At 58.5% G+C, this 13113-nt stretch carries 14 protein-coding genes and 1 tRNA gene; 5 read left to right on the top strand and 10 right to left on the bottom strand.

Translation table 11 applies throughout. The features are described 5' to 3' along the window. Positions 1-91: 91 nt before the first annotated feature. The 7 genes from lon to ACYVI2_RS27615 form a co-directional block, all read right to left on the bottom strand. The gene (gene lon, locus ACYVI2_RS27645) at positions 92-2551 is read right to left on the bottom strand and encodes an endopeptidase La (protein ID WP_415819676.1); all 2460 of its coding nucleotides are present in this window, start codon (positions 2549-2551) and stop codon (positions 92-94) included. Between the two features lie 198 nt (positions 2552-2749). Further along, positions 2750-4048 (bottom strand): ATP-dependent Clp protease ATP-binding subunit ClpX, encoded by a 1299-nt coding sequence (gene clpX, locus ACYVI2_RS27640; RefSeq protein ID WP_415819675.1) that lies wholly within the window; start codon positions 4046-4048, stop codon positions 2750-2752. Between the two features lie 103 nt (positions 4049-4151). Next, entirely contained in the window at positions 4152-4805 is a 654-nt protein-coding gene (gene clpP, locus ACYVI2_RS27635) for an ATP-dependent Clp endopeptidase proteolytic subunit ClpP (protein ID WP_415805927.1), read from the bottom strand. Positions 4806-4808: 3 nt separating this feature from the next. Beyond that, positions 4809-6119, bottom strand: a complete 1311-nt coding sequence (tig, locus tag ACYVI2_RS27630) for a trigger factor (RefSeq protein WP_415819674.1) — start codon at positions 6117-6119, stop codon at positions 4809-4811. A 225-nt stretch (positions 6120-6344) separates the two neighbouring features. Then, on the bottom strand, positions 6345-6551 hold the full coding sequence (locus ACYVI2_RS27625; RefSeq protein ID WP_094821944.1) for a cold-shock protein: 207 nt from the start codon (positions 6549-6551) through the stop codon (positions 6345-6347). A gap of 292 nt (positions 6552-6843) precedes the next feature. Then, complete coding sequence (locus ACYVI2_RS27620) at positions 6844-7047, bottom strand: cold-shock protein (RefSeq protein ID WP_012249703.1); 204 nt, start codon at positions 7045-7047, stop codon at positions 6844-6846. Between the two features lie 268 nt (positions 7048-7315). After that, positions 7316-7633: a hypothetical protein gene (locus tag ACYVI2_RS27615; RefSeq protein ID WP_415819673.1), complete on the bottom strand. Its 318-nt coding sequence runs from the start codon at positions 7631-7633 to the stop codon at positions 7316-7318. A gap of 215 nt (positions 7634-7848) precedes the next feature. On the opposite strand from ACYVI2_RS27615, the gene ACYVI2_RS27610 reads away from it, so the two are divergent. Continuing rightward, positions 7849-8172 (top strand): DUF2513 domain-containing protein, encoded by a 324-nt coding sequence (locus ACYVI2_RS27610; protein ID WP_415819672.1) that lies wholly within the window; start codon positions 7849-7851, stop codon positions 8170-8172. An 84-nt stretch (positions 8173-8256) separates the two neighbouring features. Here ACYVI2_RS27610 and ACYVI2_RS27605 read toward each other — a convergent pair whose 3' ends face one another. After that, positions 8257-8547 (bottom strand): hypothetical protein, encoded by a 291-nt coding sequence (locus ACYVI2_RS27605; RefSeq protein ID WP_415819671.1) that lies wholly within the window; start codon positions 8545-8547, stop codon positions 8257-8259. 108 nt (positions 8548-8655) lie between these two features. On the opposite strand from ACYVI2_RS27605, the gene ACYVI2_RS27600 reads away from it, so the two are divergent. Both ACYVI2_RS27600 and ACYVI2_RS27595 read left to right on the top strand, forming a co-directional pair. Further along, positions 8656-9279: a TetR/AcrR family transcriptional regulator gene (locus tag ACYVI2_RS27600; protein ID WP_415819670.1), complete on the top strand. Its 624-nt coding sequence runs from the start codon at positions 8656-8658 to the stop codon at positions 9277-9279. A 63-nt stretch (positions 9280-9342) separates the two neighbouring features. Continuing rightward, positions 9343-10221 carry an NAD(P)-dependent oxidoreductase gene (locus ACYVI2_RS27595; protein WP_415819669.1) on the top strand — a complete coding sequence of 293 codons (879 nt, stop codon included), beginning with the start codon at positions 9343-9345 and terminating at the stop codon, positions 10219-10221. A 33-nt stretch (positions 10222-10254) separates the two neighbouring features. On the opposite strand, the gene ACYVI2_RS27590 is transcribed toward ACYVI2_RS27595, so the two are convergent. Further along, complete coding sequence (locus ACYVI2_RS27590; protein WP_415819668.1) at positions 10255-10791, bottom strand: PaaI family thioesterase; 537 nt, start codon at positions 10789-10791, stop codon at positions 10255-10257. A 172-nt stretch (positions 10792-10963) separates the two neighbouring features. On the opposite strand from ACYVI2_RS27590, the gene ACYVI2_RS27585 reads away from it, so the two are divergent. Continuing rightward, a complete protein-coding gene (locus tag ACYVI2_RS27585) occupies positions 10964-11515 on the top strand; it encodes a TIGR00645 family protein (protein WP_415819667.1) in 552 nt (183 codons plus the stop codon). 252 nt (positions 11516-11767) lie between these two features. Here the strand turns inward: ACYVI2_RS27585 and ACYVI2_RS27580 are convergent. Continuing rightward, positions 11768-11854: transfer RNA gene (locus tag ACYVI2_RS27580), tRNA-Leu, on the bottom strand. A gap of 44 nt (positions 11855-11898) precedes the next feature. On the opposite strand from ACYVI2_RS27580, the gene dapC reads away from it, so the two are divergent. Further along, the gene (gene dapC / locus ACYVI2_RS27575) at positions 11899-13095 is read left to right on the top strand and encodes a succinyldiaminopimelate transaminase (RefSeq protein WP_415819666.1); all 1197 of its coding nucleotides are present in this window, start codon (positions 11899-11901) and stop codon (positions 13093-13095) included. Positions 13096-13113: the final 18 nt, after the last annotated feature.

The raw sequence follows: 13113 nt of genomic DNA, 5'->3' as shown, positions 1-13113 counted from the left end.
CAGCAGCAAAAAGCCCCCGAACTCATGCGAGTTGCAATGAATTCGGGGGCTTTGGTGTCATACCGATGGTATGACACGAACCGCTGAAGTCTTAATGCTTGAACACAGGATCACCCGGCGCAGCGGTTTCCGCTGCTTTGGCGACCAAGGGCTCCTTGACGACTTCTTCGTCGGACAGTGGCTCGGGCTGGCGTTCCAGCGCCAGCTCAAGCACCTTGTCGATCCAACGCACCGGCACGATCTCGAGGTGGTTTTTGACGTTGTCCGGAATGTCGGCCAAGTCTTTGACGTTCTCCTCGGGAATCAGCACTGTCTTGATACCACCACGGTGCGCAGCCAGCAGTTTTTCCTTTAGGCCACCGATCGGCAAGACCTCGCCACGCAAGGTGATTTCACCCGTCATTGCCACATCAGCGCGCACCGGAATACGCGACAAAGCCGAGACCATGGCTGTGGTGATGGCGATACCCGCCGATGGGCCGTCCTTCGGCGTAGCGCCTTCGGGGACGTGAACGTGCATGTCGTGCTTTTCGAACACGCTGTCGGCAAAACCCAGACGACGCGCACGCGAGCGTACGACAGTACGAGCGGCTTCCACCGACTCTTTCATCACGTCACCCAGCGAACCGGTACGTTGAATCACGCCCTTGCCAGACATATCGGCGACTTCGATCGTGAGCAAATCGCCGCCGACTTCGGTCCAGGCCAAACCGGTGACTTGGCCGATCTGGTTTTCCTTTTCTGCCATGCCAAAGGTATAACGACGCACGCCCAGGTACTTGCTGAGGTTCTCGGCGTCGACTTTGACGGGCTCGACCGTCTGAGACACAGGCTTGCCCTCGGCCTTGGCCTTGTCTGCCTGAGCTAAGGACTCTTTCACGACCTTGCGGCAGATCTTGCCGACTTCGCGCTCGAGCGCACGCACACCGGCTTCGCGAGTGTAGTAACGCACGATATCGCGCAAGGCGGAATCGTCAACCACTAGTTCAGATTCCTTGACGCCGTTGTTCTTCATCAGCTTGGGCAGCAGATGGTCACGGGCGATATGGATTTTTTCGTCTTCGGTGTAGCCCGACAGACGAATGACTTCCATACGATCCAACAACGCGGGCGGGATGTTCAGCGTATTGCTGGTGGCCACGAACATGACGTCAGACAGATCAAAGTCGACTTCGATGTAGTGATCCTGGAACGTGTGGTTCTGTTCGGGGTCGAGCACCTCGAGCAATGCCGAGGCGGGATCGCCACGGAAATCCATACCGAGCTTGTCGATCTCATCCAGCAGGAACAAGGGGTTACGCACGCCGACCTTGCTCATGTTCTGCACGATCTTGCCGGGCATGGAACCGATGTAGGTACGGCGATGGCCACGGATTTCGGCCTCGTCGCGCACGCCGCCCAGGGCCATACGCACGAACTTGCGGTTCGTGGCACGCGCAATGGATTGTCCCAGCGAGGTTTTACCGACGCCCGGAGGGCCTACCAGGCAGAGAATCGGGGCCTTGACCTTGTCGACACGCTGCTGCACGGCCAGATACTCGACGATGCGCTCTTTGACCTTTTCCAGGCCATAGTGATCGTCATCGAGCACGTTTTCGGCGTTGCTGATGGAGTTGTTGATCTTGCTCTTTTTCTTCCAGGGAAGATTGATGAGCGTATCGATGTAGTTGCGCACCACGGTAGCTTCGGCCGACATGGGCGACATGAGCTTGAGTTTTTTGAGCTCGGCGTCGGCCTTCTTGCGCGCATCCTTGGGCATATGCGCAGCAATGATTTTCTTTTCGAGCTCTTCGATGTCGGCGCCTTCTTCGCCCTCGCCCAACTCTTTCTGAATGGCTTTGACTTGCTCGTTCAGATAATAGTCGCGCTGGCTTTTCTCCATCTGCTTTTTGACGCGGCCACGGATACGCTTTTCGACCTGAAGGATGTCGATTTCCGTTTCCAATTGCGTCAGCAGGCCCTCGAGGCGCTCGGAAGTGCCGAGGATTTCCAGCATCGTCTGCTTTTGCTCGAGCTTGAGCGGCAGATGGGCGGCGATGGTGTCGGCCAGACGGCCGGCATCGTCGATCCCAGCCAGCGAGGTCAGAATCTCGGGCGGGATCTTTTTGTTGAGTTTGACGTACTGCTCGAACTGGGCCACGATCGCGCGGCGCAGAGCCTCGGTCTCTGAGCTTTGCGCAGGATCGAGTTCGACGGGGGTGACCTGGCACACGAAATGCGTTTCGGCGTCGTCGATCGTATCGATACGCGCGCGTTGCGTGCCCTCGACCAGCACCTTGACGGTACCGTCAGGCAATTTCAGCATTTGCAGAATGCTAGCCACGCAGCCGATTTCGTAGACGTCTTCGGGCGTAGGATCGTCTTTGCCGGCGGATTTTTGCGCCACCAGCATGATGCTTTTGCCCGATTCCATGGCGACTTCGAGCGCCTTGATCGAACGGGGACGGCCCACAAACAGCGGAATAACCATGTGCGGGAACACCACCACGTCGCGCAGAGGCAGCAGCGGCAGGTCGATGGGTTCGGATGGCAGGGTCTGACTGGCAGACATATAGGATTCCTTGATTTGACTCGGCATAATGTAGATCGGATCCCAAGCGAAGCTGGTTATCCGAATCCGTTACGTCTGATATGGGAACAATAGCCGAAAATTCAAGCCGTCGTCGTCCGCATAACCCCCTAAATGCAAAAAAACCCGTTACAAAACGGGTTTTTTGCTGGATTTTGCTTTGTTTGACGAAGCAATGAATCAGGCAGCTGCGCCCCGCACCTGGGGCTGAGCCGGCTTGTCCGAGGTCCCCGTCTCGTCGGCGTAAATCAGCAAGGGCTTGCCGTCGCCGTCGATGACGTTTTCGTCCAAAACCACGCGGCTGACGTTGCCTTGAGAGGGCAAGTCATACATGGTGTCCAGCAAGGCGCCTTCGATAATGGAACGCAGGCCGCGAGCACCCGTTTTGCGCTTGAGCGCTTTGCGGGCAATGGCCTTGAGTGCACCGGGGCGTATGTCGAGCTCGGCGCCCTCCATGGCAAAGAGCTTTTGGAACTGTTTGATCAGCGAGTTCTTGGGCTCGGTCAGGATTTGAACGAGTGCCGCCTCGTCGAGCTCGTCCAGGGTCGCCACAACAGGCAGACGGCCCACCAACTCGGGAATCAGACCAAATTTGATCAGATCCTCGGGCTCGACTTCGCTGAACAACTCGCCTACGCCCCGCTCGGATTTTGCCTTGACGGAGGCGGAGAAACCGATGCCGGACTTTTCAGTACGGTCGCGGATGACTTTTTCCAGGCCGTCGAACGCACCACCCACGATGAACAGAATGTTGGTGGTATCGACCTGGACGAAATCCTGGTTGGGATGCTTGCGACCACCCTGCGGCGGTACCGAGGCGACGGTGCCCTCGATGAGCTTGAGCAACGCCTGCTGTACGCCCTCACCCGAAACATCACGGGTGATGGAGGGGTTGTCGGACTTGCGCGAGATCTTGTCGATTTCGTCGATATAGATGATGGCGCGCTGAGCCTTGTCGACCTCGTAGTTGCAGTTCTGCAGCAGCTTTTGGATGATGTTTTCGACGTCTTCACCCACGTAACCGGCTTCGGTCAGGGTGGTGGCATCGGCCATCACAAACGGGACATTCAGCATGCGGGCCAAGGTCTGGGCCAGGAGCGTCTTGCCCGAGCCGGTGGGCCCGATGAGCATGATGTTGCTCTTGGAGAGCTCGACTTCGTCGCCTTTGATTTCGCCGTGGCGAATGCGTTTGTAGTGGTTGTACACCGACACGGCCAGCATGCGCTTGGGCAGCGTCTGACCGATGACGTATTGGTCCAGAAAGGTCTTGATTTCGGTCGGCGTAGGCAGCTCAGACCGTATGGCCGCGCGCGCAGAGGCCTGCGCTTCTTCGCGGATGATGTCATTGCAGAGGTCAATGCACTCATCGCAAATGAACACCGATGGCCCTGCAATCAGCTTGCGGACTTCGTGCTGGCTCTTGTTGCAGAACGAGCAGTGCAGCACTTTTGCGTCGGCCGGTCCCTTTTTATCAGGCATATGTGTTTCGTATCTCTGGTGAAAATGCGCCGCCGGTCAAGGCCGGCGCATTCAACGCTTACTTGGACGTCACGGCACTGCTTAGGCCCGGTGTTTCGCGGGCCTAGCCCTCGGAACGGGATGCGAGAACCTTGTCCACCAAACCATACGATACCGCATCTTCGGCCGACATGAAGTTGTCACGCTCTGTGTCTACGGCAATACGGTCGACGGGCTGGCCGGTGTTATCGGCCAAAATGCGGTTCAGACGCTCGCGCAGGTCGAGGATTTCCCGGGCCTGGATCTGGATATCGGAGGCCTGACCCTGCGCACCGCCGGACGGCTGGTGAATCATGATACGCGAATTGGGCAAAGTGAAACGCTTGCCCTTTTTGCCCGCTGCGAGCAGGAAAGCACCCATGCTGGCGGCCAAGCCCGTGCACAACGTCGAAACATCGGGCTTGATGAACTGCATGGTATCGAAGATGGCCATCCCGGCATACACCGACCCGCCGGGCGAGTTGATGTACAACGAGATGTCCTTATCGGGGTTTTCCGACTCCAGGAACAGCAGCTGCGCCACGATCAGGTTGGCCGTATTGTCATTGACGGGGCCAACCAGAAAGATCAAACGCTCGCGCAGCAAGCGCGAATAGATGTCATAGGCGCGCTCGCCGCGCCCCGACTGCTCGATGACCATGGGGATATAACCCAGGCCGGTGGGCGTGACCGAAGCCCCGCCGTGCATTGCCGCATAGAAATCGGTAAACCGCTGCATGCTTTATGCCATCCCCATCAACTGATCGAAAGGTACCTGCTCTTCCGTGACCTTGGCTTTTTCGAGCACGTGCTGCACGACGTTGTCTTCGAGCACGATGGCTTCGATTTCAGCGCGGCGCTGGCGGTCGGTCAGGTAGTAGCTGATGACCTGAGCAGGCTGTTCATAGTTTTGTGCGAACTCTTCGATGCGAGCACGGACTTGTTCGGGCTTGGCTTGCAATTGGGCTTGTTTGACCAGTTCGGAAACCAGCAGGCCCAGGCGCACGCGACGCTCGGATTCGGTCGTGAAAGCTTCGGCCGGGATCGGCACGGATTCGGCATTGGGAATGCCACGCTGCTTGAGCTCTTCGCGGGCAGCTTCGACACGGCTTTGCACGTCGCTGTCGACCAGGGCTTTGGGCACGTCGAATTTGCCGGCTTCGACCAGGGCATCCATGACGCTGGCCTTGGTGCGGCCTTGCGAACGGGCTTTGACTTCGCGTTCGATGTTGGTGCGAATGTCGGCCTTGAGCTTTTCGACGTCGCCTTCGGCTTGGCCGAGGGCCTTGGCGAATTCGCCGTCGACCTCAGGCAAGACGCCTTCGGCGACTTCTTTGACGGTGATGGTGAACTCAGCCGTTTTGCCGGCGACTTCTTTGCCTTGGTAGTCTTCGGGGAAGCTCAGCGGGAACACTTTGGTTTCGCCAGCCTTCAGGCCTTTGGCAGCCGCCTCGAACTCGGGCAGCATGCGGCCTTGACCCAGGACGAAGGGGAAGTCTTCGGCTTTGCCGCCTTCGAAGGGAACGCCGTCGATGGTACCGGCGAAATCGAGCGTGACGCGGTCACCGTCTGCGGCGGCGCGGCCTTCGCGGGCCTCGTAGGTAGCGCGCTGCTTGCGCAACACGTCGAGGGTTTGCTGGACTTCGGCGTCGGAAACGGCGGTGTCGTAACGGGTAACGGCGAGTGCGGACAGATCAGGCACGGCGACTTCGGGATACACCTCGAAGGTGGCCGTAAAGGCCAGCGTGTCGTCGGCAATGCCTTCGGTCTTGGGCTCGAGCGTGGGCGCACCGGCCACACGGAGTTTGGCGCCATCGACGGCTTGTTCGAAAGCACGGCCGACCTGGCCATTGATCACGTCGTAGCGGATGCCGGGGCCGTGGCTGCGCTCGAGCATAGACAGCGGAGCCTTGCCAGGACGGAACCCGGGCACTTTGGCCGTACGGGCTACGCGCTTCAATTGCGCCTGGACTTCCTTTTCGACGTCGGCCACGGAAACCGACAGATCTACGCGGCGTTCCAGACCAGAGAGGGTTTCAACCACAGGCTGCATCAAAATTATCCGAGAAATAAGTGAGGAGTGAACAAACGGGTTAACAGGTGATTTTACCGGAAAGTTCAAGACCTCTGCCAAAGGGGGGGTCTTGCCTCGGGAAAGCCCTGACCCGGACGGGTTTTCGATAAGGAAAACGCGGATTTTACGGACCTAAGCAAAACGCTCCTGGCAGCGGCTGCCGCCAGGAGCGCAAACAGGCCGAAAAACGCCTGACCGGCTGGATCAGGCCGTGACTTTGATGTTCTTGGCGCTGGGGCCCTTGGGTCCCTGGCCCACTTCGAACGTCACGCGTTGGTTTTCCTGGAGGGATTTGTAACCGTCGCTGCGGATTTCTGAGTAATGCGCGAAAAGATCTTTACTGCCATCGTCGGGCGTAATGAAACCGTAGCCCTTTTCCGAGTTGAACCATTTGACGATACCTGTTGCCATGACTGTGTCCTTCACCTTCTAGTAGCGATTGCTCGCGGGAGCGCCAGATGATCAAGGAGGGGCAACTAACTGGGTACCATGACGGCGACAGGAATAACGACCGCGTCGCTTGAAAATCTCGCTTGCCCAGTGTATGTGGCGTCTTGCCGGACGTCAAACTTTGCAAATTGACACAACAAAACCGACAAATCGTTGCCGAAATGATGCCGCCACAGAGAGACGAACGTTACAAACGAACCTGTCCGGCAATAAAAAAAGCCCCCTGCGGGGGCTTTTTTTCATCAAGATCTGATTACAGAACTTGAATCTTCGTTGCTTGCGGACCCTTGGGACCATTAGCCGTCACGAAGCTGACGCGCTGGTTTTCTTCCAGGGACTTGAAGCCGTTGGCTTGGATTTCCGAGAAGTGCGCGAACAGATCTTTGCCACCCGCTTCCGGGGTGATGAAGCCGTAGCCTTTTTCCGAGTTGAACCACTTAACAACGCCGGTTTCCATACTGTATTTCCTAAATGTTGTGGGCAAAATGCCCGGGAGTCACGAATCAATCAAGAAGGGGACAGTAGAACAATAACGCCGGCCGGAAAGGCACTGCACTGATCGAAAATCACAACGCTTGAGATCGTGTGCCGTCACTATCGTTAGGTTCCCCTGACAAGTCAACATAATCCTCAAAAATACGTACCAATAATGCAACAAAGCGCAACTGCGAGGCCGTATTTTCGGAACTATTTGCGCATGAACAGGTCATGCGCAGAATTTGGGGTCAGTCGACCGGAAGTCCCAACAAATCCAGTGCGGCGTTGTAGGCGTCTTCGTCTGCGCACAGGAAGACGGCCACGTCGCCAGGATTGAGGTTGTCGAGCACTTGGTCGATTTGATCTTGCGCCGTGTCGATTTCGTCGACGACAGTCACGTGAATTTCCGCGCCTGCATCAACTTGTTCGTGAGGCACGATATCGGCAATGGCCTCCAGGTCGGACACCCCCGTAACGACGTAAGTGCTGATGCGCTCGCCATCTATGGTGGTCTCCAGCGCAACGCCGCCTGTGATCTCGGCGGTCTTGGTGCTGATAATGTCCATGTGCGTGCCCCTCCTTCATGCTTTGGTACGCAAGGGACGCGACTATACCAGTCTCAGGCGGACTATGTAGTCATAATCGGCCTTTATATGGGGTTCGGATTTACCCTAATTCATCGCGGAATCTGTTTTTCCTGGACCGCCTTCGCCCCATACTTGGCTGTGTTGTCGCCCAAAGGGTTGGACAGCGCGTTCAATAACTAAAAGGACTTGAGACTATGCAACGTGATTTCGATCTGGTTGTGACCATTCTGGGCGAACTGCGTGACGCCGATACAGCGGCACTGTCGCAAGAAGACATCGAGGCCGCTGTGCAAGCCAGCATGCCCGATGCGCCTCCCGCCCCGCTGATCGCGCACCATCTGGATATCTTGTCGGACGCAGGATTGATCACGCTGGTGCCGGCCACCGATGGCAGTGATGCTGAAACCTACTGGCGCCTGACCTGGAAGGGCCACGATGCGCTGGAGCAAGAAGAAGACGATGAGGATGAAGACGAGGATGACTATGAAGATGAGGACGAAGACGACGACGAAAACTGACAGCGTCCCGTATTGACCCAATCAACACGCGCTGCACGGGTCCGCCCCGGACACGTGCATGACTGGATCGGCCCTGCGGCCGAATCAATCAATACAGGCCCGCCGTTCGCGCAATACGCGGCGGGCCAGCAAGGCGGCTGCCGTGCCGATCACTAACGAAAACATGGCGGCGGCAATGGCCAGCAGCGCCACCATGCCCCCTGCCCCGGCGTCAGCCGCCAAATAAGCCACTAGCGCCAACACAACCAGGGACTGCGCGGCCACGCCCGCCAGACTGTGCGTGACGCGGGCCAACCGCCCCATCAACGCGCCGCCAGCCAATGCCAGCAGCACCACAATCGCCATTCCCCAGAAGATGGATTCGTAAGACTGCACGATGGTGACTCGCCTTGTGAACGATAGTAGCGTCCAGAATAGCATGGGCGTTGCAAACGGCGGCGATTTGAACTAATTTAGAAAACGATCGTTTTCTAAATTACCGATATGACTGCAATCCGGCAAGCATCAGACACCTCGGCTCGTTCGCGAGGCCGCCCCCGCGAATTCGACATGGACCAGGCGTTGGATCGAGCTGTGCGCGTGTTCAGCAAACGCGGCTATCACGGCGCGTCGATCAGCGACCTGACGACAGAGATGGGCTTGACGCAAGGCAGTCTCTACAAAGCATTCAAGGACAAGCAATCGCTATTTCTGGCGGCGTTTGAGCACTATCGTGCGGCGCGCGCCCGCAAGCTGCAGGGTTTTGTTGGCGAGACGGGAAATGGCTTGGCGAGACTGCGCGGGGTACTGGAGTTCTATGTCGCGTCCTCGCAGGGTGCGGCTGGCCGCCAAGGCTGCCTGGTCGTCGCCAGTGCGACGGAATTATCAGCATTTGAGCGCGATGTCGCCCGGCATATCACGGATGCGCTCAGTCGCAATGAAAGCCTGTTGATGGGCTTGATTGAACTAGGGCAAGCCGATGGTTCGATTGCCGCGCACGTCGATAGCGCCGCGGCGGCGCGCATGCTGTTGTGTCTCGCACAAGGTATGCGCGTTGTCGGCAAGACTGGACGCTCGCGCCAGGACATGCAGGCCGTTGTCGACGTGGCGTTGAAAGCACTGGGCTGATAGCTGGCTCAATGGGCTAGCGAAGCGTTGAAAAATTTCCCAACTTCCACAAGGAACCCCCTAATGAAAATCGCCTTTCTCGGCCTGGGTACCATGGGCCTGCCCATGGCGAGCAATCTGCTCAAGGCCGGCTATACGGTCTACGCCTGGAATCGATCCCCTGCCCCGGTAGCGATGCTGGCTGAACGTGGCGCCATTGCGGCGGCGAACGCACGCGAGGCGGCCACGGATGCAGATATCCTGGTTTCCATATTGGCTGACGATGATGCGGTACGCGCAACGATTCTCGACGGACAAGTCCTCTCCGCCCTCAAGGCGGGAGCGTTGCATATCAACATGGCAACTATTTCGGTCGAGTTGGCCAGCAACCTGGCACAGGAGCATCAAAACAAGGGAGTGCATTATGTCGCCGCCCCTGTGCTCGGCCGGGTGAATGTGGCCGAAGCAGGCCAACTCAATATTCTGGCAGCCGGCGATGCACAGGCGCTGGCGACGGCGCAACCGCTATTCGACGTATTAGGTCAAAAGACCTGGAAATGCGGCGCTCGCCCCGAGCAGGCCAATGCCGTCAAGCTCGCTGTGAATTTCATGATCGCCAGCGCCATCGGCACGATGGGCGAAGCCGTCGCACTGGTGCAAGGCCATGATGTGGCCAAGACGGAGTTTCTGGACCTGATCACATCCACCGTATTCGCAGCTCCCGTTTACCAAGGTTATGGCGGGGCCATCGCTCAGGATCGGTACGAACCGGCAGGTTTCAAATTGTCGCTCGGATTGAAGGATGTGCGCCTGACCTTGGCGGCAGGAGAAGGTGCGAACGTCCCCTTGCCTATCGCCAGTGCGCTGCGTGACACACATATCGAGAGCCTGGCGCATGGAGAGGGACATCTGGATTGGGCCGCGCTGTCGCGCACGGCCGCTCGGCGCGCAGGCCAGCTATGACCCAAACCGCCTCATGCCGCGGACATCAGGACGCTAGGCCGCCTCGGGCTGATCAAAAATCAAACACGTAGTCGTGGCATGGGCGTACAGCTTGCCATCGGGGCCGACTAGCCGGCCCTCGGCCGTCGCCACCTGACGCCCGGCGTGGACGACTTTGCCTTCCGCCCGCACCAGAGGCACTCGGTCGCTCAAGGCCCGCACCATGTTGACCTTGAGCTCCAACGTGGTGTAGCCCTTGCCGGCGGGCAAGATCGAATGGACGGCGCAACCGACCGCCGAATCCAGCAATGTGGCAAACCAGCCGCCGTGCACGCTGCCCATCGGGTTGTAATGTTTGCGCTGGGGCCGTCCCTGGAATACGGCAAGACCCGGCTCGATATGGATGGGCACGAAATCCAGCGTCGCACCGATGGGGGCAGGCGGCAATTCCCCGGCAAAAATCGCCTGCAGCAGCGCCATCCCGGTCTTGCCGGCTATGGCCGTGGACGGTCGGCTGTCTTCGGGCAACAGACGCGCGCGCACGGCTTGTTCTTCGGATTCCCATTGGGCGATTTGTTGTTCTATGTCCATCGGCACTCCTGTTCATCAGCATCGTTAGATTTACAAGAGCTTAATCGACCTGGACGCCAGCCCGATGGCGCTCGGTCCCGAAGTGACTTTTCGCACACGGCGATCACACTACCGACGCTCGCGCTTGGTAGAATCGCTCCCTGCCTGTTTTCTTACAGATTCCTGAAACACCATGAATTCGTCCGATCGTACGTCCCGCCCCCTGACCCCCATGGCGGCATTGATTTTCAGCTCGCGCTGGCTGCAACTCCCGCTTTATCTGGGCTTGATCATTGCCCAGGGTGTCTATGTGATGCTTTTTCTCAAAGAGCTGTGGCACCTGGTCTCACACGCCTCAAGCTTTGGGGAAATGGAGATCATGCTGATCGTGCTGGGGCTGATCGATGTGGTCATGATCTCCAACCTGCTGGTCATGGTCATCGTCGGCGGCTATGAGACTTTTGTGTCCAGGTTGCGCCTGGAGGGGCACCCCGACAGTCCTGAGTGGTTAAGCCACGTCAATGCCAGCGTGCTGAAGGTCAAGCTGGCCATGGCCATCATCGGGATCTCGTCGATCCACCTGCTGCGCACCTTTATCGAGGCGGGCAACATCGGCTCGCCCAATTCCCGATTCACCGAGACCGGAGTCATGTGGCAAACCATCATCCATGTGACGTTCATTCTGTCGGCAATCGGTATTGCCTATGTCGACAAGCTGCTGGCGGCGCCTGTCAAGGAGCATTGAGCCTGCATTGCCTCGAAGGATCAGTAGTAAAAAACCCGCCAGGGCTGTGGATGGAAGCGCAGCCCTGGCGGGTTTCTCTTTGTTTGGGGCTGGCAGGTAGCCGGCATGAATGCCGAGGCTTCTCGGAGCAATGGACGAAACGACGCGCGGCCCCATCACGAGCGCACCAAAAGAAAATCCCCCAAAGACACCGAAATGCCTGGGGGATCACCAGAAAGTCAGCACAAGGCCAACCGAGTCGTACATAATTCGTGGTGCGAAGGGGGGGACTCGAACCCCCACACCTGTTACGGCGTCAGGACCTAAACCTGGTGCGTCTACCAATTTCGCCACCTTCGCGGTACCAAGCCCGCTATTGTAGCTTGCTTGTTAAAATCTTGCTTATGAATCCCCGATTACATTCCCTGCACCCCTATCCCTTTGAAAAGTTGCGGGCTTTGCTGGCCGAGGCCGGCACCCCGCCAGAGGGGCTGACGCCAATCAATTTGTCGATCGGCGAGCCCAAGCACGCGGCGCCCGCACGCGTGGGCGAAGCCCTGTGCGGCGCTCTGCAAGGCCTGTCGGTCTATCCGGCGACCAAAGGCGACGCGGCGTTGCGTCAGGCAATCGCTCAATGGCTGGCACAGCGCTACAGCATTCCCGCGCCGGACGCCGACCGGGAAGTCCTGCCGGTGCTGGGATCTCGGGAGGCCTTGTTTGCCTTTACGCAAACCGTCGTGGACCCGAATGCAGACGCACTGGTGGTCTGCCCGAATCCGTTTTATCAGATCTATGAAGGCGCGGCGCTGCTCGCCGGCGCGACGCCGTATTACGTCAATGCCGACCCGGCGCGCGATTTCGGCTGCGATTGGGGCAGCGTGCCCGAGGATGTCTGGAAACGGACACAATTGGTTTTTGTGTGCTCGCCCGGCAACCCGGCTGGCAACGTCATGTCTCTGGACGAATGGCGTGTGCTGTTTGAGCTGTCGGATCGGCATGGTTTCGTGATTGCCTCGGATGAATGCTATTCCGAGATCTATTTCGACGAGGGCAACCCACCGCTAGGCGGCATGCAGGCGGCGCGCCGCCTGGGGCGCGATGACTATGCCAATCTGGTGGCGTTTTCCAGCCTGTCCAAACGCTCGAACGTGCCGGGCATGCGCTCGGGCTTTGTCGCGGGCGATGCCAAGCTGATCGGGCAGTTCCTGCTGTATCGCACCTATCATGGCAGCGCGATGAGCCCGGTGATTGCCACGGCCAGCGTGGCCGCCTGGACGGACGAGACTCACGTTGCCGATAATCGCCGGCAATATCGGGCGAAATTCGAGGCCGTCGTGCCGATTCTGCAGCGCGTGCTGGACGTGCGCATGCCGCAGGCGTCTTTTTATCTATGGGTGCCGACGCCGGCGTCCGACACCAGCTTTGCACGCGACCTCTACGGCCGTACTGGTGTTACCGTACTGCCCGGCAGTTTCCTCGGCCGCGAGGCGCACGGCGTCAATCCGGGTGCGGGCCGTGTCCGCATCGCGCTGGTGGCTCCTTTGGCGCAATGCGTCGAGGCGGCCGAGCGCATCGCCCATTTTGTCAAAACCTCTGTTTGATCAACCCTTTCTACGTAA

This window comes from Bordetella tumbae (assembly GCF_054780995.1).
Note: the sequence above shows the minus strand (reverse complement) of the source record. Positions and strands in the feature narration are given on the sequence as shown.

What these genes read in the sequence shown, in the direction of transcription:
- ACYVI2_RS27615 (WP_415819673.1), bottom strand. Translation starts at nt 7,633, where the DNA reads ATGGACATTATCAGCACCAAGACCGCCGAGATCACAGGCGGCGTTGCG.
- ACYVI2_RS27625 (WP_094821944.1), bottom strand. Translation starts at nt 6,551, where the DNA reads ATGGCAACAGGTATCGTCAAATGGTTCAACTCGGAAAAGGGCTACGGT.
- clpX (WP_415819675.1), bottom strand. Translation starts at nt 4,048, where the DNA reads ATGCCTGATAAAAAGGGACCGGCCGACGCAAAAGTGCTGCACTGCTCG.
- clpP (WP_415805927.1), bottom strand. Translation starts at nt 4,805, where the DNA reads ATGCAGCGGTTTACCGATTTCTATGCGGCAATGCACGGCGGGGCTTCG.
- ACYVI2_RS27600 (WP_415819670.1), top strand. Translation starts at nt 8,656, where the DNA reads ATGACTGCAATCCGGCAAGCATCAGACACCTCGGCTCGTTCGCGAGGC.
- lon (WP_415819676.1), bottom strand. Translation starts at nt 2,551, where the DNA reads ATGTCTGCCAGTCAGACCCTGCCATCCGAACCCATCGACCTGCCGCTG.
- ACYVI2_RS27595 (WP_415819669.1), top strand. Translation starts at nt 9,343, where the DNA reads ATGAAAATCGCCTTTCTCGGCCTGGGTACCATGGGCCTGCCCATGGCG.
- ACYVI2_RS27590 (WP_415819668.1), bottom strand. Translation starts at nt 10,791, where the DNA reads ATGGACATAGAACAACAAATCGCCCAATGGGAATCCGAAGAACAAGCC.
- ACYVI2_RS27620 (WP_012249703.1), bottom strand. Translation starts at nt 7,047, where the DNA reads ATGGAAACCGGCGTTGTTAAGTGGTTCAACTCGGAAAAAGGCTACGGC.
- tig (WP_415819674.1), bottom strand. Translation starts at nt 6,119, where the DNA reads ATGCAGCCTGTGGTTGAAACCCTCTCTGGTCTGGAACGCCGCGTAGAT.
- ACYVI2_RS27585 (WP_415819667.1), top strand. Translation starts at nt 10,964, where the DNA reads ATGAATTCGTCCGATCGTACGTCCCGCCCCCTGACCCCCATGGCGGCA.
- ACYVI2_RS27610 (WP_415819672.1), top strand. Translation starts at nt 7,849, where the DNA reads ATGCAACGTGATTTCGATCTGGTTGTGACCATTCTGGGCGAACTGCGT.
- dapC (WP_415819666.1), top strand. Translation starts at nt 11,899, where the DNA reads ATGAATCCCCGATTACATTCCCTGCACCCCTATCCCTTTGAAAAGTTG.